The sequence below is a fragment of the Lichenihabitans sp. PAMC28606 genome (genome assembly GCF_020616535.1).
Lineage (GTDB): Bacteria > Pseudomonadota > Alphaproteobacteria > Rhizobiales > Beijerinckiaceae > Lichenihabitans > Lichenihabitans psoromatis.
In genome coordinates, this window is the sequence record NZ_CP085136.1 from 2,503,692 (window position 1) to 2,530,000 (window position 26,309).

General features: G+C 63.7%; 26 protein-coding genes (1 of these 26 only partly in view). 10 read left to right on the forward strand and 16 right to left on the reverse strand.

The window, feature by feature from the left end; translation table 11 throughout:
• Nucleotides 1-63: 63 nt before the first annotated feature.
• Entirely contained in the window at nt 64-1,470 is a 1,407-nt protein-coding gene (locus tag LGH83_RS11815; protein ID WP_227398843.1) for an FAD-binding oxidoreductase, read from the reverse strand.
• 30 nt (nt 1,471-1,500) lie between these two features.
• Nucleotides 1,501-2,556: an Ldh family oxidoreductase gene (locus LGH83_RS11820; protein WP_227398844.1), complete on the reverse strand. Its 1,056-nt coding sequence runs from the start codon at nt 2,554-2,556 to the stop codon at nt 1,501-1,503.
• 90 nt (nt 2,557-2,646) lie between these two features.
• On the opposite strand from LGH83_RS11820, the gene LGH83_RS11825 reads away from it, so the two are divergent.
• The 6 genes from LGH83_RS11825 to pqqE all read left to right on the forward strand — a co-directional run bounded on the left by LGH83_RS11825 (nt 2,647) and on the right by pqqE (nt 6,527).
• Nucleotides 2,647-2,997, forward strand: a complete 351-nt coding sequence (locus tag LGH83_RS11825) for a DUF167 family protein (protein ID WP_227398845.1) — start codon at nt 2,647-2,649, stop codon at nt 2,995-2,997.
• 149 nt (nt 2,998-3,146) lie between these two features.
• The gene (gene pqqA / locus LGH83_RS20140) at nt 3,147-3,224 is read left to right on the forward strand and encodes a pyrroloquinoline quinone precursor peptide PqqA (protein WP_131119403.1); all 78 of its coding nucleotides are present in this window, start codon (nt 3,147-3,149) and stop codon (nt 3,222-3,224) included.
• Between the two features lie 38 nt (nt 3,225-3,262).
• Entirely contained in the window at nt 3,263-4,162 is a 900-nt protein-coding gene (gene pqqB / locus LGH83_RS11835; protein WP_227398846.1) for a pyrroloquinoline quinone biosynthesis protein PqqB, read from the forward strand.
• Nucleotides 4,162-4,929, forward strand: coding sequence for a pyrroloquinoline-quinone synthase PqqC (pqqC, locus tag LGH83_RS11840; RefSeq protein ID WP_227398847.1), 768 nt, complete (start codon nt 4,162-4,164; stop codon nt 4,927-4,929). Before pqqB ends, pqqC begins: the two co-directional genes overlap by 1 nt.
• On the forward strand, nt 4,926-5,213 hold the full coding sequence (pqqD, locus tag LGH83_RS11845) for a pyrroloquinoline quinone biosynthesis peptide chaperone PqqD (RefSeq protein ID WP_227398848.1): 288 nt from the start codon (nt 4,926-4,928) through the stop codon (nt 5,211-5,213). The genes pqqC and pqqD overlap by 4 nt, the downstream gene beginning before the upstream one ends.
• Before the next feature lie 162 nt (nt 5,214-5,375).
• Nucleotides 5,376-6,527, forward strand: a complete 1,152-nt coding sequence (gene pqqE, locus LGH83_RS11850) for a pyrroloquinoline quinone biosynthesis protein PqqE (RefSeq protein WP_227398849.1) — start codon at nt 5,376-5,378, stop codon at nt 6,525-6,527.
• A gap of 2 nt (nt 6,528-6,529) precedes the next feature.
• On the opposite strand, the gene LGH83_RS11855 is transcribed toward pqqE, so the two are convergent.
• From LGH83_RS11855 to LGH83_RS11865, 3 genes are all read right to left on the reverse strand, one after another.
• Nucleotides 6,530-8,194, reverse strand: a complete 1,665-nt coding sequence (locus LGH83_RS11855; RefSeq protein WP_227398850.1) for an efflux RND transporter periplasmic adaptor subunit — start codon at nt 8,192-8,194, stop codon at nt 6,530-6,532.
• Nucleotides 8,191-11,541: an efflux RND transporter permease subunit gene (locus LGH83_RS11860; RefSeq protein ID WP_227398851.1), complete on the reverse strand. Its 3,351-nt coding sequence runs from the start codon at nt 11,539-11,541 to the stop codon at nt 8,191-8,193. Before LGH83_RS11860 ends, LGH83_RS11855 begins: the two co-directional genes overlap by 4 nt.
• A 171-nt stretch (nt 11,542-11,712) precedes the next feature.
• On the reverse strand, nt 11,713-13,092 hold the full coding sequence (locus tag LGH83_RS11865; RefSeq protein ID WP_227398852.1) for an inorganic phosphate transporter: 1,380 nt from the start codon (nt 13,090-13,092) through the stop codon (nt 11,713-11,715).
• A 236-nt stretch (nt 13,093-13,328) separates the two neighbouring features.
• Here LGH83_RS11865 and LGH83_RS11870 point away from each other — a divergent pair, with 236 nt between their 5' ends.
• Nucleotides 13,329-14,096: an SDR family NAD(P)-dependent oxidoreductase gene (locus LGH83_RS11870; RefSeq protein WP_227398853.1), complete on the forward strand. Its 768-nt coding sequence runs from the start codon at nt 13,329-13,331 to the stop codon at nt 14,094-14,096.
• Between the two features lie 24 nt (nt 14,097-14,120).
• On the opposite strand, the gene LGH83_RS11875 is transcribed toward LGH83_RS11870, so the two are convergent.
• The gene (locus LGH83_RS11875) at nt 14,121-15,230 is read right to left on the reverse strand and encodes an alkene reductase (RefSeq protein WP_227398854.1); all 1,110 of its coding nucleotides are present in this window, start codon (nt 15,228-15,230) and stop codon (nt 14,121-14,123) included.
• 52 nt (nt 15,231-15,282) lie between these two features.
• The gene (gene maiA / locus LGH83_RS11880) at nt 15,283-15,948 is read right to left on the reverse strand and encodes a maleylacetoacetate isomerase (protein WP_227398855.1); all 666 of its coding nucleotides are present in this window, start codon (nt 15,946-15,948) and stop codon (nt 15,283-15,285) included.
• 343 nt (nt 15,949-16,291) lie between these two features.
• Between maiA and LGH83_RS11885 the strand changes: the two genes are divergently transcribed.
• Nucleotides 16,292-16,504 carry a hypothetical protein gene (locus LGH83_RS11885; RefSeq protein ID WP_131114207.1) on the forward strand — a complete coding sequence of 71 codons (213 nt, stop codon included), beginning with the start codon at nt 16,292-16,294 and terminating at the stop codon, nt 16,502-16,504.
• 58 nt (nt 16,505-16,562) lie between these two features.
• Here the strand turns inward: LGH83_RS11885 and LGH83_RS11890 are convergent, their stop codons facing one another.
• The 9 genes from LGH83_RS11890 to LGH83_RS11930 form a co-directional block, all read right to left on the reverse strand.
• Nucleotides 16,563-17,789: a M48 family metallopeptidase gene (locus LGH83_RS11890; protein ID WP_227401827.1), complete on the reverse strand. Its 1,227-nt coding sequence runs from the start codon at nt 17,787-17,789 to the stop codon at nt 16,563-16,565.
• Nucleotides 17,790-17,909: 120 nt separating this feature from the next.
• A complete protein-coding gene (locus tag LGH83_RS11895) occupies nt 17,910-18,857 on the reverse strand; it encodes a sugar kinase (RefSeq protein WP_227398856.1) in 948 nt (315 codons plus the stop codon).
• A gap of 1 nt (nt 18,858) precedes the next feature.
• A complete protein-coding gene (locus LGH83_RS11900; protein WP_227398857.1) occupies nt 18,859-19,407 on the reverse strand; it encodes an AAA family ATPase in 549 nt (182 codons plus the stop codon).
• Entirely contained in the window at nt 19,404-20,339 is a 936-nt protein-coding gene (locus LGH83_RS11905; RefSeq protein WP_227398858.1) for an ROK family protein, read from the reverse strand. Before LGH83_RS11905 ends, LGH83_RS11900 begins: the two co-directional genes overlap by 4 nt.
• 26 nt (nt 20,340-20,365) lie before the next feature.
• Nucleotides 20,366-21,283, reverse strand: coding sequence for a tagatose-bisphosphate aldolase (locus LGH83_RS11910; protein ID WP_227398859.1), 918 nt, complete (start codon nt 21,281-21,283; stop codon nt 20,366-20,368).
• A 61-nt stretch (nt 21,284-21,344) separates the two neighbouring features.
• Entirely contained in the window at nt 21,345-22,100 is a 756-nt protein-coding gene (locus LGH83_RS11915) for an ATP-binding cassette domain-containing protein (RefSeq protein WP_131114203.1), read from the reverse strand.
• Nucleotides 22,100-23,134, reverse strand: a complete 1,035-nt coding sequence (locus LGH83_RS11920) for an ABC transporter permease subunit (protein WP_227398860.1) — start codon at nt 23,132-23,134, stop codon at nt 22,100-22,102. The genes LGH83_RS11915 and LGH83_RS11920 overlap by 1 nt, the downstream gene beginning before the upstream one ends.
• Nucleotides 23,135-23,219: 85 nt before the next feature.
• Nucleotides 23,220-24,200, reverse strand: a complete 981-nt coding sequence (locus LGH83_RS11925) for an ABC transporter substrate-binding protein (RefSeq protein WP_131195748.1) — start codon at nt 24,198-24,200, stop codon at nt 23,220-23,222.
• A 156-nt stretch (nt 24,201-24,356) separates the two neighbouring features.
• Entirely contained in the window at nt 24,357-25,088 is a 732-nt protein-coding gene (locus LGH83_RS11930) for an SDR family oxidoreductase (RefSeq protein ID WP_227398861.1), read from the reverse strand.
• Nucleotides 25,089-25,260: 172 nt separating this feature from the next.
• Between LGH83_RS11930 and LGH83_RS11935 the strand changes: the two genes are divergently transcribed.
• Nucleotides 25,261-26,292, forward strand: coding sequence for a LacI family DNA-binding transcriptional regulator (locus LGH83_RS11935; RefSeq protein ID WP_227398862.1), 1,032 nt, complete (start codon nt 25,261-25,263; stop codon nt 26,290-26,292).
• On the forward strand, nt 26,289-26,309 hold the start of the coding sequence (locus LGH83_RS11940) for a DeoR/GlpR family DNA-binding transcription regulator (protein ID WP_227398863.1). It continues 828 nt past the right edge of the window; the window shows 21 of its 849 coding nt (coding positions 1-21); it begins with the start codon at nt 26,289-26,291; its stop codon lies off the right edge, out of view. The genes LGH83_RS11935 and LGH83_RS11940 overlap by 4 nt, the downstream gene beginning before the upstream one ends.

Genomic DNA, 26,309 nt, shown 5'->3' on the forward strand with positions numbered 1-26,309 from the left:
GATCGTTTGCCGTGAGGCGTTATGACACTATGACTAAGACGATCGCGCCGCCTTGGCCAGTCTTCAGCGAGGCGGCAGCACCTTACCAGGGTTCATGATGTCCTGGGGATCGAGGGCCTGTTTAATCGAGCGCATGACCGCAATGGCTCCGGCGCCATGCTCGGCTTCGAGATATCGCCGCTTACCCTGCCCGACACCATGCTCGCCCGTGCAGGTGCCGCCCATCGCTTGAGCGCGGTCGATCAACCGGGTCATGTAGCGCTTCAGAACCGCCATTTCGGCCGCATCCTCGGTCATGATCATCACGCTGGTGTGGAAGTTGCCGTCGCCGACGTGACCGACGATCGGCGCGATCAGACCCATCTCCTCGATGTCGCGCTTGGTCTCGGTCACACATTCGGCCAGGCGCGAGATCGGCACGCAAACGTCGGTCGCGATGATCTTGGCCCCCGGCCGCAGCGGCAGCGCCGACCAATAGGCGTCATGTCGGGCCTGCCAGAGCCGGCTGCGGTCTTCTGGTTTGCTGGCCCATTGCGGCGCGGCGCCCCCGAACTCGGTCGCGATCTCGACGAAGCGCTCGATCTGTTCCTGCACGGCGCGATCGGTGCCGTGGAACTCGAGGAAGAGTGTCGGCACCTCGGCCAGATCAAGCTTCGCATAAGCGTTCGAGGCGCGGACCTGCACCTCATCCAGCAATTCGATGCGGGCGATCGGAAGCCCCGATTGCACGACGGCGATCACCGTATCGCAAGCCGCCGCGATGGTTGGAAAAGGGCAGACCGCCGCCATGATGGCTTCGGGCAGGCCGTGCAGCCGTAGCGTGACCTCGGTGATGATGCCGAGCGTGCCCTCGGACCCGACGAAGAGCCGCGTCAGATCGTAACCCGCCGAGGATTTCTTGGCGCGCGAGCCCGTCGTGATGAGGTCGCCATTGGCGGTAACGACCTTGAGGGCCGCCACATTGTCCCGCATCGTGCCGTAGCGCACCGCATTGGTGCCCGACGCACGCGTCGCCGCCATGCCGCCGATGGAGGCATCGGCGCCCGGATCGATCGGAAAGAACAACCCCTGCTGGCGAATAAACTCGTTGAGCTGCTTGCGGGTGACGCCCGGCTCGACCACGCAATCGAGATCCTCGGCGTTGACGGCCAGCACGCGATTCATGCCCGACAGATCGATCGAGACGCCGCCCTGCGGCGCATTGAGATGCCCTTCGAGCGACGTGCCCACCCCATAGGGGATGATCGGCACCGCATGGGCGGCGCAGATGCGAACCGCATCTTGCACATCCGCCGTCGAGGTCGCGAACACCACGGCGTCCGGCGGCTCGTTCGGCAGATAACAGGTCGTGTTGGCGTGCTGTTGGCGCAGCGCCAAGGATAAGGACATCCGCTGTCCGAAGCGATCGCGGAGCGCCGCCAGAGCGGCGGCGAGACGGTCGCTCGCCGGTAAACTTGTTTGGACATCCATGAGCGAAACCATCGGTAAAGCTGTGTCGGATCAATCGGTCGGCGTTCCGTCCGCCCCGATCTTGAGAAAGGCTGCGGTATCGGGATCGATCGGGATACCGTTGCGAAGCCGCTCGGCCTCGACAGCCCATTCACGATCGCCCGGTGCCATCACGGGATGACCACTGTCCGTGTGCCGCACCGCCCGAAGCGCGTCGAGATAAGAGCGCATGCCCTTGTCGAACATCGCTTTGCCGGCAAAGAAGGCCGGATCGATCGCGATCACGAAGTGACCCATGTTGCGCGGGGTTTGCAGATCCGGCGTGCCCACCATCGGGATCATGGCATGGTCGAGTGTGGTGCCCATCAGGATGGCGGACAAGAGAGTCGCGACACCGGCGAGCGCCGCGCCTTTGAAGCCATAGCCCGCGCCGCCGAGCGGCATCAGCATTTCGGCGACCTCTGCGTCGCGCGTCATCTGGCCTTGCCGGTCGGCCGCGACACCCTCGGGCAGGATCGTGGCGAGCGACCGGTACAGCAGCACGCGATTGAACGGGATCGACGAGGTCGCCATGTCGAGCAGCCAGGGCTTTTGCCCCGCGACCGGCGCCGCAAACGCGAGCGGGTTGGTGCCGTGGAAGGCTTGCGCGCCTTCGAATGGCGCCACGATGCTGTCGGCATTGGTGGTCGCGAAGCCGATCAGCCCAGCCTCGGCCGCGACTGTCGCATAAGCACCGGCGGCGCCGTAATGATGCGACCGCACGACGCCGACGGCTCCGATGCCACTCTCCCGCGCGATCTCGATCGCAAGCTCCATCGCCCGATAGGCTGCGAGCGCCCCAAGGCCATTGTCGCCATCGACGATCGCGGCGGCGGCCGCCGTCCGGCGAACCGTCACAACGGGGTTCCGGTTGGCCCGCCCGTTGCGGAGCTTCTGGTCGTAGACCATCACCAGACGCGCGCCGTGACTATCGACCCCAAGACGTGACGCATGCATCAGCGCGCGGGTCGCGGCGGCTCCCGCAGGCGCCGAGGCGCCCGCCTCGGCGAAGGCTCGCGACAGGCGCGATGCCAGGAGATCGGCCTGGACAAGAATAGCTCGTGACATGAAAGGGTCTGGCCTTCGTTCGGCAAAGGGGAGATGGCGGGATGCTGCTGGCCGACCGGCAACCGCCAGACGAGTTCCAAGAGAGACTAAATGGTTTTGAAGGCCGATCGTCAAATCTTTGCACCCGCTTTTTCGAGCGATGGCGACGGCGTCCGACTGTCGGTTCGGGTGACGCCGCGCGCCGGACGAACCGGAATCGATGGCCTTGTTGTCGATGCCGATGGACGAGCATCCGTTCAGGTGCGCCTTGTGGCGGCTCCGGTCGAGGGAGCCGCCAATGCGAGCCTGATCGCGGCGCTGGCGGCTGCGCTGAACCTCCGCAAGCGCGACATCACGATTCGGTCCGGCGCAACGTCCCGCCAGAAAATCCTGCATCTCGCGGGAGACGCGCCCGCGATCGTCGAGCGGCTCGAGCTCTTGCTCAATCCGACCGGCCCATGACAGTTCTGTCCTGCGACGGTTCCCCTTTCGAATCGTCTTGGCGTCCATGAACCGCGGTGCTAGCCTCGACGTTGGCAAACTGAAGCAATCCAACCGCGCGAATGCGGCCCGGACGGTTTGCTTGATAACAAGCATCAAGGGAGACCATCATGGCCTGGAACACCCCCGTCGTTACCGAAGTCTGCATCGGCATGGAAGTCACGAGCTACGAGTCGGCTGCTTTCTGAGCCCGTCAATCGACGTGAACGCGGGTCGGTAAAAAGCGATGCGCGTTCGCGTTCTCGGGTCGGCGGCGGGCGGCGGATTTCCTCAATGGAATTGCGCTTGCCCCGTATGCCGTCTGGCCTGGGACGGAAGCGACAGGGTTCGCGCCCGCACCCAAACCAGCCTCGCGTTGACGGCGAATGATGTCGACTGGTTGATCCTCGATGCCTCACCGGACCTCCGGCAGCAAATTCTGCAAACCTCGGCCCTGCGCCCACAACATCCCGGCCGTCACTCGCCGATCCAAGGCGTGGTCTTGACCAGTGGAGATGTCGACCATCTCGCCGGGCTGCTGTGCCTCCGCGAGGGGCATGCCTTCACGCTCTACGGAACGGAAACGACCCTCGCTCAGGTGTCGACCGCGACGCTGTTCGGTGTGCTGAACCCCGCGATCGTCACGCGGCAGCCACTCCGACTGGACGTCCCCATCGAGACCGGTTTTGGCCTGACGGTTCGGCCCTTCGCGGTGCCCGGCAAGGTTCCGCTCTATCTCGAAACCGAGCATGTCGCGCTCGGCGAGGAAACCGAGACCGTGATCGGCCTCGAGATCGGCGATGGAGCCAAACGTGTCTTCTACGTGCCGGGATGCGCCGATGTGTCGGACGGACTGGCACAGCGGCTGGATGGCGCGGACCTGCTGCTGTTCGACGGCACCACCTTTACGAACGATGAAATGCCGACCCTCGGTTTATCGAAGAAGACCGCCGCTCGGATGGGACATCTTGCGATGAGTGGCGAGGCTGGATCGCTGCATGCCCTCGACCGTGTGAAACTCGGCCGGAAGGTCTATATCCATATCAACAACACCAATCCGGTTTTGATCGAGGATTCGCCCGAACGCGCCGTCGTCACTGCGGCCGGGTGGGATGTCGCTCACGACGGGATGGAGATCATGCTTTGATGCACGACCCCGTCGCTCTCGATCGCAGCTTCCTCGCGCCGGACGCGTTTGCGGCTGAACTGCGCCGCATCGGCGCTGACCGCTACCACAGCCTGCATCGGTTTCATCGTCGGCTGCACGACGGTCAATGCACACGCGGCGAGGTCCAGGCTTGGGCGCTCAATCGCTATTATTATCAGTCGATGATCCCGATCAAGGACGCGACGGTGCTGACCCGGATGATCGAGCCCGCGCAGCGGCGCGAGTGGCGGAAGCGGATCGAGGATCACGATGGCCTCCGGGAGGGTGACGGCGGCATTGAGCGGTGGCTGCGCTTGACCGACAGTCTCGGGCTCCATCGGGACGATGTGGTATCGGCCCGCTTTATCCTGCCGGCCACGCGGTTTGCCGTGGAGGCTTACGTCGAATTCTGCCGCAGCAAGACGCTGCTCGAAGCCGTGGCGTCCTCGCTCACCGAGTTGTTTTCGCCCGCCATCATCTCGGAACGGGTGTCGGGCATGCTGGCTCATTATGATTTTGTCAGCCGCGACACGCTGGCCTACTTTACGGCCCGTCCCGATCAGGCCAAACGGGACAGCGATTTCGCCTTGGATTTCGTGACGCGCGAGGCGCGGACGCCAGACCAGCAGCACGCCGTGATGGATGCCCTTCGCTTCAAATGTGATGTGCTGTGGCTGCAACTCGATGGCTTGTGGACCGCCTATGTCGAGGGCGCGCCGCCGCCGGGCGCATGGCAACCGACCGGCAACCAGACGCAGGCCGCATGACCGATTCGACCGCTCTGCCTGACGACGCCAAACCGCACCTGCCGCGGGGCGTGCGCTTGCGCCACGACGAGACGCGGGGTGAATGGACGTTGCTGGCGCCAGAACGAATCCTCAAGCTCGATGCGGTCGCGGTCGAGGTGCTGAAACGCTGCACCGGCATCGCCACAATCACGGCCATCGTCGACGACCTCGCGACGACCTTCGCGGCGGACCGCGCGCGGATCGACACCGATGTCCGCGCCATGCTGGCGGGCCTACAGGACAAGCGGATGCTCGACCTATGACGGCGCGTCGTTCTCACCCGCCCGCCTCCGTCATGCTCCGGCCCGCGACGAGCCTTCAGGACAAGCGGATGTTCGACTCATGACGGCGCGTCGTTCTCACCCGCCCGCCTCGGTCATGCTCCGGCCCGCGACGAGCCTTCACGACAAGCGGATGATCGACTCATGACGGTCGCGCCACCTCCCGCGCCGTTCGGTCTGCTGGCCGAACTGACGCATCGGTGTCCGCTTGCCTGCCCCTATTGCTCGAACCCGTTGGCGCTCGACGCCAGGTCTGGCGAGCTCGACACGGAAACCTGGATGCGCGTCTTCTCCGAGGCGTCCGCGCTCGGTGTGCTGCACATTCATCTGTCGGGTGGAGAACCGCTGGCGAGGCGCGACATCGTCGATCTGGTGGCCCATTGCGCCAAGCTCGGGCTTTACACGAACCTCATCACGTCCGGCATCGGGTTGACGGAAGATCGCATGGAGCGCCTTTCGGATGCGGGTCTCGATCACGTCCAGCTTTCGGTCCAAGATGTCGATCCCGCGTCGGCCGATCGCATCGCTGGCTATGCCGGTGCTTTCGCGAAAAAGCAGCAGGTGGCCGCTTGGGTTACGGCGGCGGGGCTGCCCCTGACCGTCAATGCCGTTATCCATCGCGCCAATGTGGCGCGTGCGCCGGACTTGGTCGCGTTAGCGATCCGGCTTGGTGCGCGGCGGGTCGAGATCGCGCATACGCAATATTACGGTTGGGCGTCGGTCAATCGCGATGCGCTGATGCCGTCGCGGGCCGAGGCGGAGGTCGCCGTCGCCGAGATCGAGCGGCTGAAGACGGTTCATGCCGGTACGATCGTGATCGACCATGTCGTGCCGGACTATCATGCGCGATACCCCAAGGCCTGCATGGGCGGGTGGGCGATGCGATCTTTGAACGTCACGCCATCCGGCAAAGTTCTGCCGTGCCATGCGGCCGAAACATTGCCGGGGCTCACCTTTCCGACCGTTCACGAGGCCTCGCTCGCGGCGATCTGGACATCCTCGGAGGCGTTCAACGCGTATCGCGGCACGGATTGGATGCAGGAGCCGTGTCGGTCCTGTGTGCGCAAGACCGTCGATGTCGGCGGATGCCGGTGCCAGGCCTTCGCTCTGACCGGAGACGCGCGCAACACCGATCCGGTCTGTGTGCTGTCGCCGCTGCATGATGCGGTCACGGCACTCGCGACACCGGCTCAAGATGCGGCATCAGCGTCTATCCTGCCGACCTATACTTATCGCGCCAATCCCGGGCCGAGTCTCGCCTCGCTCGGCGTAGACCCGTCGCTCAGCGCTCCGTAGCGTCAGTCCGTTTTCTGACGCGTCTCGACTTTGGCCTGCTTGTTTTGCGGCTGCGCGTTCTGGGACGGATTTTGCGAGTGATCTGCGCCCTCCGTTTGCGCCTGGGTATCCTGCCCACCCTTCGTCTTTGCGGGCTGGGATTGGGCCGGCTGCCCACCTTGATCCTGCTCCTGCTTCTGCGGCGTCGCCTTAACCTTGGAGCCGGTCTGCAGCATGGACGGTGGGCTGACGACGATCTGCTCATGGCCTTTGAGACCATCCCTCAAATCGACCGCCGTGCCGAGATCGCGATCGATCGTGACTGGCTGCATCCGGATCTTGGAATCTTGATCTAAAACGGCGACTTGCATGCCGTGTTGGTTGAAGATGAGCGCCTCGGCCGGCACCTCCACTTCGCTCTGGGCACGCGGAACCGCGATGTTGATCGTCACATAAAGCCCGGGACGCAACGCTCCATCAGGGTTCGGCACATCGATTTCGGCCATCAGGCTGCGGGACGAGGCCGTCAGGGCGACGGAACTCCGCGCGACGGAGCCTTTGAACAGGCGGCCGGGCAGTTGCGGGACCGTGATGGTCGCCGGCAACCCTTCATGGATGCCGATCGCGCCATTCTGCGGAACATAGACCGAGACTCGCAACACGTCGTCGCGAGCGATCGTGAACATCGGCATGCCGCTTGCCGTATCGGCGTTCAACAGGTCACCCACATCGACATTGCGGGCCGTGATCACCCCGGTGAAAGGCGCCACGACATCCTCGAAGGATGCCAGAGCCTTGAGGCGATCGACGGTCGCGCCCTGCGCCTTGATGTTGGCTTCGGCGACGCGAATGCCGGATTTGGCCGTCTCGAGCGCGGCCTGCTGGCTGGTGAGATTGGCTTGCTGGTTATCGTGATTTTGGACCGTTTCGTAGCCCTGCTGGGTCAGCGTATTGGTCCGGGCAAAGGTCACTTTGGCGAGGTTCAAATTGGCATCGGCTTGAGCGACTTGTGCTTGTGCCTGCCCGAGGGAGGCCTGGGTCTGCCCGAGTTGCGCTTGCGCCTGGGCGAGCTGTTGATCGAGATCGGGCGCCGCAATATGGATCAGCAGATCGCCCTTCTTGACCCGCGATCCGATGTCGACCTTTCGCTCGGCCACATAGCCCGTCGCACGCGCGAACAGGCTGGCGCTGTCGAAAGCCTCGGTCTGGCCGGGAAGGATCAGCGGCACCGGCTCATCCATCAGCTTGGCCTCGACGGTCTTGACGTCAGGGACACGATCCTCGGTCTGCTGCTGTGTCGCCAAGGCGTCCTGATGCTGCTGCCAGTGACCGTAGCCAGACCAGGCGATCAACACCAGGAGGATTAAACCCGCGATGATGAACGGCCATTTCGACGGCATCGGCGGTGGTGGCTCGTCTGAGGGCTCATGCCCGTCGCGCTTCGCCTCGCCCGCCTCCTGCTTCGCCTCGCGGTGAGGCTTGGGGTCGACCTCACGCGGCACGGTGTCTCCCGACGTCTCGACGCCATCATGATGGCTGTCGTCGTGATCCGGCTCACAATCCTCGGCCGCGTGATGGGATTCGTGTTCGCGAGCCTCAGCGTGAAAGCTCTGATCCGCGCCACGCTCGTTCTCACGGGTATCGTCGTCGCTCATGGCGGCAGAGGGGTCGGGCTGACGGTCGCTCATCGGTAATCCCTGACAGGCTCGAATTTACCACGCCGCAGAATCGAATAGAGAAATGGGACGAAGAGGAGGGTCGAACAGGTGCCAACCGCGACACCACCGAGCACCGCGCGGGCCAGTGCCGCATTCTGCTCGCTGCCTTCGCCGATTCCAATCGCCATCGGGATCAGGCCCACGAACATCGCACCCGCGGTCATCAGCACCGGCCGAAGCCGCGTCTCGCCCGCCTTCATGGCGGCCTCGCGCGCGGAGCAACCGGTTCGCTGTCGCTCCTCCTGCGCAAAGGTCACCAGCAGAATGGAATTGGCACTCGCGACACCGACACTCATGATCGCGCCGAAAAGCGAGGGGATCGAAAAGGTGGTCTGCGTCAGAAACAAGCTGAGAATGATGCCGCAGAACGCCACCGGGAGCGCGCAAAGAATCACGAACGGGTCACCCCAGCTCTGGAAATTGATCGCCATCAGCAGATAGACCGCGATCAGCGCAATCCCTAAACCGATCTCGATGCTTTGGAACGAGTTGTCCATCGCTTCGATCTGACCACGAACGGTGATCTTGTCTGGTGCTGGAAGCTTCGCCTGCTCCTCCTCGACGATCCTGGCGATGTCGCCTTTGAGAGCGCCAAGGTCACGATCTTGGGCGCTGGCATAGATGTCATAGGTCGGCTGGGTATTCACATGGCTGACCATCGTCTGCTCAGGCTGACGCCGCAGGGTGGCCACGCTAGAAAGTTGGCTGACCAGCGGTTGCTGGCCCATCCCAGTCGTGCCGCTCACCAGCAGGGGTGTATTCTGCAGGTCGGACAGCGAGGCATTCCGATATTCGGGCGTCTGCACCCAAAGCTGATAGGGAATTCCGGTCTTCGGATCGGTCCAGAAGTTCGGATTGACCTGATAGCTTCCGGATAGCGAAATATTCATCGCATTGGCGATCTGCTGTTCGGTGAGGTTGAGCTCCGAAGCGAGCTTTCGGTCGACATCGACAAAAAATTCAGGGGCATCGGTGATCTGCTGGATATGCACGTCGGCCGCTCCGGGGATCGCTCGCATCCGACGCTCGATGGTCCTGGCGACCTCGAGATCTTTCTGCTGATTGCGCCCGTTCACCTGAACATCGATCGGCGTGATGAAGCCGAAATCGAGGATTTGCGTGATCATATCCGACGGTTGGAAGTAAAACAGGGTATCTGGATAGAGTTGCGGCAACACGGCCCGCAGCTTCTTCATGTAAACCGATGACGGCGCATGCCCCTCGTTGAGCGAGATCAGCATCTGTCCGTCGTTGTAAGACACGAAGGATCCATCGCCGAACGCGAAATTATAGTTGCTGGCCGGCAGCCCGATATTGTCCAGGATCAGCCCGAGATCATGCGCTGGGATCTGCTGGCGCACTGTTTGTTCGATCGCCGCGAAGGTCTGTTCGGCGGCTTCAATTCGAAGGCCGGGTCGCGTCCGAATATGCAGGGTCATGCCACTGCCATCGACTTGCGGGAAATAATCCTGGCCGACGAATTGGAACAGGACGGCACTCACCACAAAGATGACCCCGACGACGGCGAAGGTCACGACCCGATTGTCCATGACGCCGTTCAGCAGGCCGAGATAGCCCCGTTGAAACCGGGTGAACCCACGCTCGAATGCGGCCTGGCAGCGGAACAAGAATGTCCCGACGGCCGAGGCCGGTCGCGCCAGCATCCGCTTGATCCAGCCCCACGGCCGGGTCAGCCCATGCACCACGGCTGATCCGGTCCGCGCCAGGACGCCGGGGCGGTCATCCTCATCGGTCGGCTCGGTGTTTGTCGCCGGCACGTCGCCCTGGGTCTTGCTCGCGGTTTCGTCCTCGAGCTTCCCCTTATGCTTGGCCGCATATTCCGACCGGATCAGCACATCGATCATGATCGGCACCAGCGTGCGCGACAGCAGGTAGGAGGCCAGCATGGCGAACACGACCGCGAGCGCCTGGGGCGTAAACAGATATTTTGGCGTGTCGGTCAGAAACAACACCGACACGAAGGCGGAACAGATCGCGAGGGTCGAAATGAGGGCCGGTTTGGCGATCCCCGTGGCGCCGTCGACGACGGAGTCGCGGAAGCTCTCGCCTTCCTCCATGAGCCGGTAGGTATTTTCGATCGCGACGGTCGCATCATCGACCAGGATACCGACCGCCAGGGCGACACCGCCGAGCGTCATGATGTTGATGGTTTCGCCCAAGGCGGCGAGGATCGCGAGCGATGTCAGGATCGAGAGCGGGATCGACACGAGCACGATCAGGGTCGAGCGCCATGAGCCCAGAAACAGCAGGATCATCAGGCCCGTGAGGGCCGCAGCGGTGAGCGCTTCCCGGATCACGTCCGAAATTGCCCCGGACACGAACACCGACTGATCGAACAGCGGCTTGATCGAAAGGCCCTTGGGGGCCGCCGCTTGCATCTGCGGCAGGAACTGCTTGACCAGATTGACGACCGTCAGCGTCGAGGCATTGCCGTTTTTCAGGATCGTGGTCAGCACCGAGTGGCTGCCGTCCGTCCGTACGATATTGAGTTGTGGTGGCGATCCATCGCGCACATGGGCGACATCGCGGACCAGAACGGGCGAACCGTTGACGACCTTGATCGGCACGTCGTTCAGCGCGTCCACCGTATCGGGCGAAGCGTTGAGCCGAATGGGATATTGCGTCTCGCCGATCTTGGAGAGGCCGGACGGCACAGTCAGATTTTGCGCCGTCATGGCGCTCGCCACATCGTTTGGGGTCAGTCCGTAGCCCTGCAACGCATGCAGGTCGAGATCCACCATCACCTGACGCGGCGCGCCACCATAGGGGTTGGGCAATGTCGCGCCCGGCACCTGCGTGAGGGTCTGCCGGATACGATATTGCCCGTAGTCGTAGACCTTGGCGGCACTTTCGACCGCCGACGAGAGAGACAGTTGGATGACCGGCACCGACGACGCCGAGAAGCGCATGACGACGGGTGGCTGAACGCCAGGCGGCATGGCGGCGCGAATCGAATTCATAGCCGAAACGACTTGGGCGATCGCGAGGTCGACGCTGACGTTCTGGTCGAAATAAACCCGCTCGATGGCGGTGCCCGGAATGGTCGTGCTTTCCATCCGGCGGATGTTGTTGACGTTATTGGAGAGCGAAAATTCGCTATAGGTCGTGATCCGCTGGGTCATATCGGTCGTGTCGAGACCGTTGTAGGTCCACACCACGATGACGACCGGAATGTCGACATTCGGCAAAACGTCTTTGGGCATGACGATGCAGGCCCCGACCCCGGCCAGAACGATCAGGACCGAGAGAACATAGAACGAGATGCGGAATTTGAGCGCGTAAAGGACGAGACCCATAGCTGAACTCCCGGCTCCAGAACGAGTTTGGAACGGAAGCGTTGCGACGACAGGGTGTCACAGGGGCTGAGCTATAGCTTGGTTCGGCATCGTCCTGACCCGACCTTCGCTGCCCATCCTAAGGAGCAGCATGGGCCACCTGCCCAACGCCGCTTGGCGTAGCGGGACCGCTTACGAGAGAACGTAAAGAATGAGACCGGACATCAGCATCGTGGCCGGCAGGGTGAGGAGCCAAGCCGTGCCAATCTGCCACAGCGTTGCAGGCTGAATACCGGACCCGGAACCCACCATCGTACCGGCGATACCGGCCGTCACCACATGGGTGGTGCTCACCGGAAAACCGGTGATGCCCGCGCCCCCGATCAACACGGCGGCGACCAATTCGGCGGATGCGCCCTGCGCCGGAACGAGATGCTCCTTGCCGATGCGTTCGCCGAGCGTCTCCACGATGCGTTTATAGCCCACCATCGTCCCAAGGCCGAGGCACACGGCGCTCAGAATTCGCACCCACCACGGCACATATTGCACCGCCGTGGACAGGTCCTTGCCGATGCTTTTGGCGGATTTCTTGGCGTCGTCCGGCGCCTCCTTGGTCTCGCTGACCGTATGCAGTTCGGAGATGGTGCGGTTAAGATCGTTGCGGGTCGCGATGCGCTCGGCATCCGGGATGTCGGTGATCTGCTTGGCCTTGCCCAAGGTCTCTCCGAGCTTTTTGGCGGCCTCGATACCGAGTTGCTTCTGGTCGTCGCCGAACCGCCCGATCAGATCGGCGGCCTGCGGCATGGCCTGCGACAGATGTTGGATGGCCTCGGGTTTGATGTCCTGGTTGATCGCATAGATGGCGGGCGCGAGACCGATCACGGTCAGCATGATCAGGCCGATGCTCTTCTGCCCGTCATTCGTCCCATGCGAAAAGCTCACGCCGGTGCAGGTCAGAATGAGCAAGCCGCGCATCCACCACACCGGCGGCTTGCCCTCCTCCGGCACCGTGTAGAGCGCTTTGTCGTGGATCAGCGCCTTGATGACGTAGAAGAGCAGCAGCGAGAAGACGAAGCCGAGAACGGGCGAGACCAAAAGGGAGAGAAGCACGCTCCACACTTGATTCCAGTCGACGCCGCTGTGCAGGTCGCGGCCGCGCACCAGCGCATTCTCGATCGCGACACCGACGAGAGCGCCGATCAAGGCATGCGAGCTCGAGTTCGGAATGCCAAACGCCCAGGTGGCGACGTTCCAGACGAGCGCCGTGACGAACAGCGCCGCCAGCATGCCGATCGCCAGCCCACCTCCGGGCGGGGACAGCACATCCGGCGGAATGAGTTCCACGAGCGCATAGGCGACCGCGATGCCGCCGAGCAGCACGCCGGCGAAATTCATCAGGCCGGACCAGACGACCGCAACCGTCGGTTTCAGCGATTTGGTGTAGATGACTGTGGCGACCGCATTGGCCGTATCGTGGAAGCCGTTGGAAAACTCGAAAGCCAGCACCAGGATGAGACAGCCGATCATCAGAACGAAAGCTGCGGTGGAACCGGCCGTCAGAGCAGCGAGCATGGCCTGTCCTCGATGTTTCAGCCGACGCAACCGTCCACAGGCCACGATCCACGGAAACGCAATTTCACACTGACGGCCGAAACCGACCGATCTGCCTTAGATTTTCCCGATGAAGGTTTGACGACAAACACGCATGCGTTGCAGCCGACATACGCATCGCCGCTTGAACCGTGCCAAAGCTTGAGGCACTTCTGCGCGCGAGCACCAAGGGACCGGGCTGGAGCGAGGCGAACGCAATGATCGAACTCAACGGCAAAATAGCCTTGGTGACCGGCACCACCGGGATCGCGCGCGCGACAGCCTTGCGGTTCGCCGCGCTCGGGGCCGACGTTCTGGCCCTCGGCATCGACGAGATCGGCAATGTGGCTCTGGTCGACGCGGGGATCGCGGTTCGCAGGACCGACGTCTCCGTTCCGCAAGAGGTCGACGCCGCGATGGCCGATATCGTGACGCGCTTCGGCGGCCTCGACATCGTGGTCAATTCGGCGGCCGTGCATCCCTATGGTGATGCGGTGACGACGAGCCCAGAGGTTTTTGCCCGCTGTCTGGCCGTCAATGTCGGGTCGATCCACCTCACGGCGCATTTCGGCGTACCGGAGATGCGGAAGCGCGGCGGCGGTGCGATCGTCAACGTGTCGAGCGTTCAGGGCCATGCCTGCCAGCAGGGCGTGGCCGCCTATGTGGCCTCAAAGGGTGCGATCCACGCGCTGACCCGCGCCATGGCTCTCGATTTCGCCGGGGATCGCATCCGTGTCCTGTCGGTCAGCCCTGGCTCGGTCCGCACGCCCATCCTCGAACTCGCGGCCCGCACGCTCGACGGACCCGAGGCTGATGTGGAGGCGGTCTTCGCCCGGTTTGGGGCCGCCCATCCGATCGGCCGGATCGGCGAGGCCGACGAGGTCGCTGATCTCATCGCCTTTTTGGCATCATCGCGAGCCGGTTTCATCACCGGCTCGGATCATGTCATCGATGGTGGTCTCTTGGCGGGCCTCGGGGTTCGCTGAACCCGGAACCCGGGTCGATTCAGGCTAGCCTTTAGGCTGACCGTTCATGCCGGGCCAATCGGAATAGCCGGTCTGATCCCCACCATACCAATAAGCCTTGGGGGCTTCGGCGAGGGGGTCGCCGTTCCGCAGACGATCCACGAGGTCCGGATTGGCGATAAACGGCCGGCCGAAGCTGATCAAATCGGCATTGCCCTCCTCGAGCGTCTTGTCGGCCAGCGCACGATCGTAGTTGTTGTTGGCAATATAGGCGCCCTTGAAGCGCTTCCGCAGGGCCGGATAATCGATGCCGTTGGGGTCGCGGCTCATCTGGGTCACGCCTTCGATATCGTGGATGTAGACCAAACCATGCGCCGACAGCGCATCGATATAGGTCCCGTAGGTCCCCATCGGGTCGCTATCGAGCGGCGCTTCCCCCGGCATCGTGGTGCCGGGCGAGATGCGGATCCCGACCCGATCGCCGCCGCCCCAGACCGTCGTCACGGCCGTGACGACCTCGAGCGGAAACCGCAGGCGGTTCTCGACGCTGCCGCCGTAGCGGTCGGTGCGTTTATTGGTGCTGTCGCGGATGAACTGCTCGAGCAGATAATTGTTGGCCGAGTGGATCTCGACGCCGTCAAAGCCTGCATCCTTGGCGCATTGCGCCGCATGCCGGTAATCCTCGACGATCGCCGGGATCTCGTCCGTCTCAAGAGCGCGCGGCACGACATGATCCTGCATGCCGCTGTTCGTGAAGGCCTGTCCGGCCGGCTTGATGGCGGAGGGCGCAACCGGCAAATCTCCGTCATGCAGGCTCGGATGCGAGATCCGGCCCGTATGCCAAAGCTGCAGCACCATTTTGCCGCCTGCCTGATGAACCGCGCGGGTCACGGTCTGCCACGCCTCAACCTGGGCAGGCGTCCAAATGCCCGGCGTCAGCGCGTAACCCCGCGCCTGGGACGAGATGTTGGTCGCCTCCGACACGATGAGGCCCGCGGTGGCGCGTTGCGCGTAATAATCGGCGGCATAAGGCGGCACGACACCGGCATCGCTGGAGCGGCTGCGGGTCAACGGCGCCATAACGATGCGATTTTTCAGCGTGAGATCGCCCAGCGCGAAGGGCTGGAACAGCGTGGATGTGGTCTGATCGGTCATCGAGGGATCCAAAGAGAGGAAGGGCATCGCCCGTTGGGATAGGGGCATGGGTTCAGCGGGCGGGCGCGCCAACCTGCTTATAGGGGTCCGCCTCGGCGAAGGCCGGCAAGGCGTTGCAGGAGGCGACGATCCGGTCGACCGTTGGAATATCGGCGACAGAAATCTTGAACACCTGCATGACGGCCGGGATGCTCGCGAGGCAGATGTCCGCGAGAGTCACCCTGTCGCCATGGCAGAAGCGACCGGTCTCCGGCTCGGCGCTGAGCCGCTTGTCGACGGCTTGAAGCCCGGTGGTGAACCACTGAATCTGCCAGGCACGCCACGCCGCATCGTCGAAACCGCCGGTCGTGGTCAGGTAGCGTTTGACCCGAGGCGTCACGAACGGATGCGTGTCGGCCACCAGCATGGCCGCGATGGACCGGACGCGCGCCCGACCAAGTGCATCGGCGGGCAACAGCGGCGGCTCGGGCGTTGTCTCGTCGAGATATTCGAGGATCGCCGTCGATTGCGTCAGCGTCGTTTGACCGGCGACCACCAGGGCCGGAATGGCCGCAAGCGGGTTGATGGCCAAGAAGGCATCACTGCGTTGCTGACCCGCATCGAGATCGATGAAGGTCTCTTTTGCCTGGAGCCCCTTGAGGCTGAGCGCGACCCGCACCCGATAGACCGCCGAGGTGCGCCAGAACGAAAAAAGTTCAAGAGGCTGCTCTGAGGTCATGCTTGTCTCGCGTGGTGTGCCAATTGCTTGCCGTAACCAGATTACGAAATAGGCGCCAGATTGTTGCAATGCAGCGCGATGCGGCCTTTGCAGGATCATAAGCGGGCAAGGCCGCTCATCGATTGATCGTCGGCGCATAATCTTTGGCCCGCAACCCTTGACCATCGGCGGTCCTCTGACAGAAGATACCGTCTCCGACCTCAGTCGTTCGACACCACGCGCAGCGGGCGCGGATCATGGCTTAATCTCAGTCAAAGAGAACGAGCCACGGCCGTGCTCTGGTTTTTCATGAGTCTGGCAGGGTCGATCTCGGTCGATGCTGCTCAACAAGGGGCCTCCTCCGATGAACCAGCAAAACCAAGCCGACACGACCGCGACGGCCGCAGGCAGTCAGATGATCCATGACAATCAGGTTTGGATCGGAACGGTCGCGCAGCACGAGCAAACATGGCGTGCGACCTCGCGCGGCGGCCTCGTGATCGGCCATTTCCCGACCGAACAGCAGGCCACCGCTGCGGTTTCAAACCACCATCAGACTGCGCGGGCCAGCCACTAATCCGGCGATTGGCGAGCGGCGGCGAGCAAGACAACACCCGAGCATCGCGGGGAGCCGGTCAAGCTTCCCCGGCCCGCAAGTGACGCACCCGGATCGGAACGGGCGGGTGCGAATAATGCGCCAAAGCGTAAACCGGATCGGGCGTCAGCGTCGAGGCATTGTCGCGCGCCAGATTGGTCAAGGCGCTGATCATCGGAGCCGCCCCTACAGCCTGACGGGCATAATCGTCGGCTTGAAACTCGTTGCGCCGCGAGATCCAGTTGCCAAGCGGCGACATCAGCGGCCCGACCACCGATGCGAGCAGCATGCAAACGAACAGGCGCAACGCATCGTCGCTCTGCTCGATCCCGAAGGCGGGCAACAACCACGCCTGCTTGCACAACCATCCGAAGGCCGCCAGGCCGATCAGCGTCATCAAAGCTCCCTGTGCTAGCCCGAACAGCACGTGCCGGTGACGGAAATGCCCAAGTTCGTGGGCGATCACGGCCTCGACCTCTTCGGGTGAACTTTTAGCCAGCAGCGTATCGAACAGCACGATCCTCTTCGATCGACCGAAGCCGATGAAATAGGCATTGCCATGCGCGGTGCGCCGCGACGCGTCCATGGTGAAGAGGCCGGAGGAGCGGAACCCCGATTTGATGAGCAGATCTTCGATGCGGGCCCGCAACGCTCCATCCTCGAGCGGGGTAAATCGATTGAACCGCGGCGCGATCAGCCGCACGTAAAACGTCGGCGCGAGGATCATCAACGCGACCAGGGCGAGCCACACCCACAACCACCACAGGCCGGTGAAGCTCCGCATGGCCCAGAGCGCGGCGAAGAGCAGTGGCACGAAAACGACGAGCCCGATCACCGCGCTCTTAAGCCGATCGATCACGAAGACGCGCAGGCTGGTGCGGTTGAACCCGAACCGCTGCTCGATCACGAACGCTTTGTAGAGCGCAAGCGGAAGGCTGAGCAGCGTACCGATCGCGGCCGTGGCAACCAGGAACGCGACCCCTCGCCCAAGCGAGGGCGGCAGGATCGTCGAGAGGACCCCATAGAGCAGGCCGATGCCGCCGAACACCCAGGCGAGCGAGATGGCGACATCCAGCACCGTCGCGACGCGGGCGAGATGCTCCCGGGCGATCGTGTAATGGGCGGCCTTGTGGTGCTCGTCGAGCGAGACGGTCGCGGCGAAGTCGGACGGAACAATGTCCCGATGGCGACGCACATGCGCGACCTGCCGCGCCGAAAGATAGAACGCAAGACCGGCCCAGGCCAAGGTCGCGGCCACGAAGATCATCAAAAGCAAAGCAGGCCTCTCTGGCACCGGAACAGGAGACCATCCCCAAGCTTCGAAAGTGGCGTGACCGACACGAGGGCACAAGGCCCGGACGAACCCGCCTGGTGAGAAGACAAAGCGCTAAGTCGACGCGGGTGCGCCGCCCACAAGCCGCTCGAGGTCGTCCAGCGTCGAGACGCCCTCCATCGGGCCTTGTCGCTCGACCGCTCGGGCGCCGCTTGCCGCGGCGAGCGCCAAGGCTCGCTCCAGCGGCCAGCCGCGCAGCCATGCCGTCACGAAGGTCGCGCCGAAGCAGTCCCCTGCCCCGGTCGGATCGATCTCGCGCGCCGTGAACGCCGGCTGGTCGATAACGCGGCCCGCGACATGGCAGCGGGCCCCGTTGGCGCCCTGTTTGACGACGATGCAGGAGACCCCCCGGGTCAGGATCGCCTGAGCCGCTTCCATCTCGTCGGCCGCATCCGCAAAGAGAAAGAGCTCCGGGCCGCTCGGCAAAAAGAGATCGGTCTTGGCCAGCACCCGCCCAAAGGCCTCGCGCATACCGGGCAGGTCCAGCATCTCCTTGCGAACGTTCGGATCGAACGACACGGTGCCGCCGCGCTCCTTCACAGTTTCGATCGCGGCCTCGGTCGCGGCCACGATCGCCGGTGCGAAGAGCGACGATCCCATCACATGAAGGTGGTCACAGCCCGCCATCACGCGTCTGCCGGCATCCGTCAACGCGATGCGGCCACAGGCGCTATGCTTGATGTTGAAGACGAAATCGCGCGCGCCATCCGGTCTGTAGCGCACGAAGGCGCTGCCGGTCGCGGCTTCCGGATCGATCGCGATGGCGCTCACATCCACGCCGTCGGCGGCGAGGCGCGCGCGGTTCATCCTCCCGAAATCGTCGTCGCCGACGCAACTGACGATGGCGCAGGGTTGGCCGAGCCGCGCCACCTGGTCGATGAAGATCGCGGGCGCGCCCGACGGATAGGGGCCGGAGAGGCGCAAAGGCTCGTCGAAGCCGAAACCTCGATCGAGCGCCATGATCTCGACGACGATCTCACCGATCGTCACAACGGTCTTCATGTCATGCCTTGTTCAGCCGGTCGTTCACAACGTCGTCGAGCCACGGCATGATCGTATCGAAAGGGATCGGCTGCGTCGTCTCGACGTCGAAACGAGGACGACCTCCAATCGGGGTCGCACGCGCGCTCAGCGCGATCAATTCGGGAAGATAAGCCTCGCCCGGATGACCCACACTGCGTGTCCCGAGCCGCGCCCGATAGCGCTCGGCCACGACGTCGGCCGGCGCATGGCACCAGATCTCAGCCGTGCGGCCGATGCCGGCGGCCACGAGATGGGCGGCCAGAACCTCGACGGGTTGGAACCCGAACCACGCATCGATCACCACGATCGCGGGATCGGGCCAATCCCCGATGGCCTTGAAGATGATGGCATAACTGGCACGCCCAAGCATGCGGTTATGCTCCCGATCGCCGACCCCGACATGCTCGAAGAGCGGGTCCTTGATCGTATCGAGTGTCATGAGCGGACATCCGAGCCGATCCGCGACGCCACGCGCGACCGTGCTCTTGCCGCTGGCCGGTATGCCATTCACGAGGATGGCGGTTTTCATCCGCCGAGGCCCGCCACGTCTCGAAAGGGAGCCGAGGCCGTCGCCTCCGGTTCCATCATATGTTCGACCAAAGCCGAGATGGCGGCGCCGATCACACCCGCATCGTCGCCGAGCTGAGCCGCCACAACGCCGCATTGGTACCAGGGCGACACGGCCGGTGCCCGCGACAAAGCGCGATGGGCCGCCCCGCCAAGGCCGCCGCCAAGCACGATGACATCTGGATCAGCCGCCGCCACCATGCTGTCGATCGCGGTGCGGAGCGGGCTCGCCCAGGTGTCGAGTATCCGGCGCGCGATGGGATCCCCGGCCGCTTCGGCGACGAAGAGATCCTCGACGACGGTGCTGGTCGGCAGACCCGCCTCTCGGATCAGCCGCCGGAGCGCGGTGCCGGAACTCGTGGTTTCGACGCAGCCGCGCCGTCCACACGCACAGGCGAGCCCGTCCTGCGCCACCGTCAAGTGGCCCAATTGGCCGGCCGTCGCACGCCCGCGCACGATTTTTCCCTCCATCACGACCGCGCCGCCGATGCCGGTCCCGATCGTGAACATGACGACATTGTCGTAGCCCTGGGCGGCCCCCGTCGCGATTTCGGCCACCAGCGCCATGTTGCAATCATTGTCGATCACGACCGGTTTACCCAGCGCCGCCTCGAGATCCTCGGCGAGCGAGGCCGATGCGAGATCGATGTAACCGCCCGACAGGACGGCCCGGTGACGGGCATCGACGCGGCCCGGCACCCCAATCCCGATTCCCGCAACGGTCTCATCGTCCAAGCGGCGGCAGATCTCGACGATGCGGTCGAGCAGGCCACGCGGATCGCGCGTAATCGGCTCGGCCACCCAATCGAGGATTTCGCCACCGCTCGAGACCCGCCCCACCCGAAGATTGGTGCCGCCGATGTCGATGCCGATGGCGGTTGCGCTATGCTGCATCGGATGCGCCTTTGCGAAACGAGATGTCAGGCTGCGGCTTGCGCCTGTCCGGCGCGGCAGCGTTTCACGACCGATTGAATCTGCTGCAGGCGGGGCACCGCGATCGTGGTGAGGCGATGCTGCGTGACGGCTCGGTCAAGCGAAATGCAATCCTTCCACAAGGCGCGCCCCGCGATGACGCCGGAGGCGCCGTTCCGGATCGCGATCTCGACCTGACCGACGAAGGTCTCGTGATCGACACCGGCCGACAACACCGCCCACGGCACGTCCCCGCACATGGCCGTGATGTTGGCGCAGGCGGCCTCGGTGCCGGGATAGGGCAGCTTTAGAACCTTGGATCCGAGATCGAGACAAATCCGGGTGCCGGCCTCGATCAGGCCGGGAAAGGCCGCCTGATAGTCGGATTTGCTTTCGCCGGGCAAGTCGTAGGTGAGGAATTCCACCACCAGCAGCAAGTCCTCGCGCGCGAAATCCGCGATGCACTCGCGCAGGATCGCGATATTGCGTGTATCGGCCTCGGGACGATCCGCCCTGAGATAGACCATGATCTTGCCGCCGGTGCCGCCAAGCGCGCGGACGCGGCGAGCATCGATGCCGGGAACGAGCTTCGAGTTTCTGTAGCCGTCGGGCGTGGTGTCGAACCCCGAGGCATCGAGCCCGATCAGCAAAGCCGTGTCGCGGGCCAACACACCGTCGTTGACAACATGCGGGACGGCGCAGACCGGGTCGAGCAGAACGCAGGAGGCCTGACTGGCCAGGAATTTCGTGATGTCGGCTTTGGTCTCGCCGAGCGTCGCTTCCGAGATGCCGGCTTCCTCGGCTGGCGATGCCGCCATGATCTTCCGCATGCCGCCGCGCTGGTCGGCCGCGATCACCATCATGGCCCCATCCGGGCCGCAGATCTGCTGATAGCCGCGATATTCGGCTGTTGTCATCCTGGTCATGGCTCTTATCCAAGGTTGGGGGGAGGCCGAAAGCTCGGCTCGCCGGACCGGAGGGCTGGGATCAGCCGCCGATCATCATCTTCACGACCTCGTCATGCGTCGTGTTTTCGATTTGTCGTTCGCCCGCGAGGCTGCCGCGCCGCAGCACGATGATGCGGTCCGACACGGCGAAAATGTCCTGCAGGTTGTGCGAGATGAAGATCACGCCGCGTCCCTGCTGCTTCAGGGTCTTGATGAGCGACAGCACCTTGCGCTGTTCCGGCACGCCGAGCGCCGCGGTCGGCTCATCCATCAAAATCACGCGTGCGTTCCAGTAGATGGCGCGACCGATCGCGACCGCCTGACGTTGCCCGCCCGAAAACCGGCCGACCGGCGCGTCGAGCCGGTCGAGATGGAAATCGAGCATGGCCATCGTTTCCTTGGCAGCCACCGCCATCTTCTGGCGGTCCAGCACCGGAACGACGCCGAAGGCCCGCCGCATCGGTTCACGTCCGAGAAAGATGTTGGCGCCGATCGACAGGTTGTCGGCCAAGGCGAGATCCTGGTAGATCGTCTCGATACCGGCGCCCCGCGCAGCTTCCGGCGTCGCAAAATTCACGCCCTTGCCGTCGAGGAGGATCTGTCCGCCATCGGCTTGATAGACGCCGGAGATCATCTTGGTCAGGGTCGATTTGCCGGCCCCGTTATCGCCCGCCAGGGCGACGACCTCGCCGGGATAGAGCGACAGCGACACGCCCTTCAGGGCCTCGACCCCGCCGAACCGCTTGGAAACCGAGCGGACGTCGAGGATGGGTTGGGAAGATTGTACGGCGCTCATCAGCGTTCTCCGCCGAGCTTGCGTTGCGTCTGGTCGACCAAGACCGAGATGATGATGACGACGCCGACGGCTACGAATTGCCAGAAGGGTTCGACATCGATGAAAACGAGGCCGTATTGGATGACGGCGATCACCAGCGATCCGGCGACCGTGCCGAGGATCGTACCGGATCCACCAAAGAGGCTGGCGCCACCGATCACCACGGCGGCGATCGAGTCGAGCAGCAAGGGCTCGCCGGCCTGGGCCGCACCGGCCGTGAAGCGGGCCGCATAGAGCACGCCGCCGAGGCCGGCGCACAAGGCCGAGAGCAGGTAGAGCTTGCGGGTGTGTCGGGCCACATTGATGCCGGCCCGCAAGGCGGCCTGCTCACTGGCCCCGATCGCATAGGTATGCTGGCCGAACTGCGTTTGTCGCAGCAGATAGCTCATCACCAGGACGAACAGGACCGTGATGATGACCACGACCGGAAAGCCAAGCAGACGTCCATTCCCAAGCGCCGCGAACCAGTTGTTCGACACCGGCACCGTGGTGCCGTTGGCGAGCAGAAAGGCCACGCCGCGCGCCACACCGAACATGCCGAGCGTGCCGATGAACGGCGGCACCTTCAATTTCGAGATCAGCCAGCCGTTGACGGACCCCGGGATGAGGCAAACCAAGAGCCCCGCCGCGATGCCGACCAGCATCGCCGGGAACGGCGGCATGTGGGCGCCGGCGACATTGGCGCCATGCGCCGCCACCACGGCCGAGAGCCCCATGATGAAGCCGACCGATAGATCGATGCCGCCTGCGATGATGACGAATGTTTCGCCAAGGGCCAGCAGAAGTGGCGCAACCGCGAAGACGGCGATCGACTGGGCATTATAGGTCGAGAAGACGAAGCTGGTGCCATAGCTGATCCGCGACCATGTCTCGAACACGATCAGCAGCAGAGCAAGGAACAGCCAAGCCCGCATCGCCGCCGCCCATAGGAGCCAGCGCGATGGGCTTCCGGGTTGGCGCGGGGTCAGCACTTTCGAGGATATTTGGGCAAACATCAGCCGCTCCGTGCCAGCAGAGGAGGAAGACGGTGCCGCCAGATCGAAACACGATCGAACAGCGGCACCCGAGGCGGAGTGAGGATCAGTTCTTGTAGATGAACTGGGCGATTTCCGGCTTGTCGATGTTCGACTTGTCCATTTCGGTGAAACCGGTTCCGATCGCGATCGGGATCGATTGTCCCGTCAGATGCGCGTAGGCCGACATGACCCCAAAATATCCGATCTCGGCCGGATGCTGCGCGATCGCCACATCGATGAGACCCGACTTGATGTTGTCGACCATCGAGGTTGGAGCGTCGAAGGCCACGACCTTCACCTTGCCGGTTTGGCCGGCCTGCTGCACCCCGTTCGCTGCCCCGAGAGCCGAGAACAGATTGGCGCCGAAGACGCCCGCCAGATCGGAGTTGCGGGCGAAGACCGATTGCATCTGCGAGGCCGCCTTGTTGGCGTCATCGTCGTTGAACTGCGTCTGCAGGACCTGAATGCCCGGATGGGACTTCATCTCGTCTTTGAAGCCTTGTTCGCGCTGATCGGTCGTCGAGACGCCCGGCTTCACATTGGACACGTAGACCTTGCCCTTGTCGCCGATCGCCTTGGCGAGAGCACGGGCCGCGATCTTGCCGCCGAGAACGTTGTCGGACGCGATATAAGACAGCGGGAAATCCGCATCGCCCTGACCGGTCTGATAAATGCCGGTGCCGATGAACGTATCGACCGTGATGACCGGGATGCCGGCATCGGCGGCTTTCTTCAGCGGCTGCACGAGCTGCGTCTTATCGGTCGGCGCGATCAGGATCGCATCCGGCTTCCGGGCGATCACGGCATCGAGAACCGGCGCTTGCTGGACCGGGTTGAACTCCGGCGCGCCCTGGAACACGAGATCGGCGCCCACGACCTTTGCGGCCGCCTCGGCGCCTTTTCGCATGGTGATGTAGAACGCGTCGGTCGTCAGACCAGGAATCAACGCGATGGTGTATTTTTTGCCGGTCTGGGCTCCGGCAGCCCCGATCATCGCCGAAAGTCCGAGCGCCAAGGCCGCCACGGCCGTCATGGTTTTCTTCAACGTTTCCTCCTCCTGATGCGACAAGTCTGATCCGACTTATCCGGCACCGCCCTTGGGGCTTGTTGCCGTGACCTGAAGCTAGAAGCGGGATTCGATCTCGTCAATGCGAAAGTTGACGCGCGCCAAGTTCCGCGATGCAGGCACCGCGAACACGCCTCAAATCGCTTGGTTCTGCGGCAGGATCACCAGGTCGCGGATGGTGACGTGAGCCGGGCGGGTCAGCATGAACATCGCTGCCTCGGCAACATCGTCCGACGTCAAACCTTCGTGAGCCGCGACCTTGGCCGCGATGGCGGCCGGGTCGGTATAACCCCAGAGCTCGTTCAGCACGATGCCCGGCGCGATCGCGCCCACCCGCACGCCGTGTGGCGCGGCCTGGATGCGGAGGCCGTGCACGAAGGATTGGATCGCATGTTTGGTGGCGCTGTAGACCGGCTCCCAATGCAACGCCTGATGTCCCGAGATGGAACTCGTCACCAGGATGTCGCCAGAACCCTGCTGCATCATGCCGGGCAAGACGCGCCGCGTGGCGCGCACGACGCTGTTGAGATTGACCGCGATCGTCTGGTCGAAAAAATCCGGATCGCCGTCGGCGACCGCGCCGGGCGCATAAAGACCGGCATTGGCCAGAAGCATATCGATCCGCCCAAACCGCGCCAGCGCCGCATCGACCATGGCATCGACCTCGCGCGGCTGGGCGAGATCGGTCGGCAGCAACGCCACATCGGCATCGCCGAGACGCTCTTTCACCGCCGCAAGTCTCTCGGTCGAACGAGCCGCCAGCGCGAGACGCACGCCGGCTGCGGCGAGATGGTGCGCCAGCGCGCGCCCGATGCCCGAACTCGCCCCTGTGACCAGGGCCACCTTGCCGCGTAGATCCGTCGCCACCTCGTTTCCCCCTATGATGGCGGCTGCGCCTCGGCGAACACGCCGGGGCAGCCCTTCGGATCAGCGTCGGGGAATTCTTTGCACGCGTCAACTTTGATGCTACGAGAGTGTTGTTTGGAGCACCGATCTCAGCGGCGCGCCGGCATCCCTGGAGATTGAGTTTCCGCGCGCGATGAACGATCAAGCCATCCGGAACATGGCGGAGTTTTCGCTTCTCAGCGGCATTTCCCGGCCGACACTCTCGAAATATTTCAACGATCCCAGCAGTGTCCGTCCGTCGACCCGCGCCCAGATCGAACGGGCTCTGGCGCAATATGACTATCGGCCGAACTTGTTTGCCGTAAACCTGAACAAGCGTAACCCGAAGATCATCGCGATCGTGGTGCCGGATCTCGCCGACCCGTTTTTCGCCCGTTTGGTTCAACAGATCGAATTGCGTTGCAACGCGAGCGGCTTGTTCCTGCTCGCGCTCAGTTCACGGGGCGATCCTCGGCTCGAGGCGCGGGCCATCGAGACGCTTCTGTCTTTGAAGATCGCGGGCGCAATCATGGCGCCGCTTGGGGAGAACACGCGGGCCTCCTTGGTCGAAAGCCTGCAGGCGCGCATTCCGCTTGTGTTTCTCGACTCGCGCCTCGACGACACGAGTGCCTTCGTCGGGACCAACAACAACCAGAGCGTTCCGCTGATCACCGACTATCTGTGCCGCACCGGCGACCGCCCGACCTTCTTCGACATGCCGCCCGTGAACCATAATGCGGCCGAACGGCGCGCCGCTTATGTCGCGACGATGGAACGACTGGGGCTGCAGCCGGAGATCATTCCGGTGTCCTCCCGGCGCGATTGGCGCTTCGAGGAGGTCGGCTATACGGAAGCCCTCAAGGTCATCGATGGGGTTGGCTTTCCGACTGGCACGATCCTTTGCGCCAACGACAGGATCGCGACCGGCGTGATGGCAGCCGCCTTCCAGCGCGGCTTCAAGATCGGCCGTGAGTTCGACTGTACGCTGCGGGTCGCGGGGCATGACGACCAGGCGCTCAGCCGATACGCCTGCCCGCCGCTCACCACCGTGGCGCAGGACTTCGAAAGTCTAGGGACGCTGTCGCTCGATTTTCTGCTGCACCAGATCGCATCCGGCGACGGCCTGCCAAGTAAGCCGGAGCAGGTTCGGCTCGAGGCGACCCTCGTGGTCCGGGCCTCGGCATGAGCAAGCCGACGCCGCAG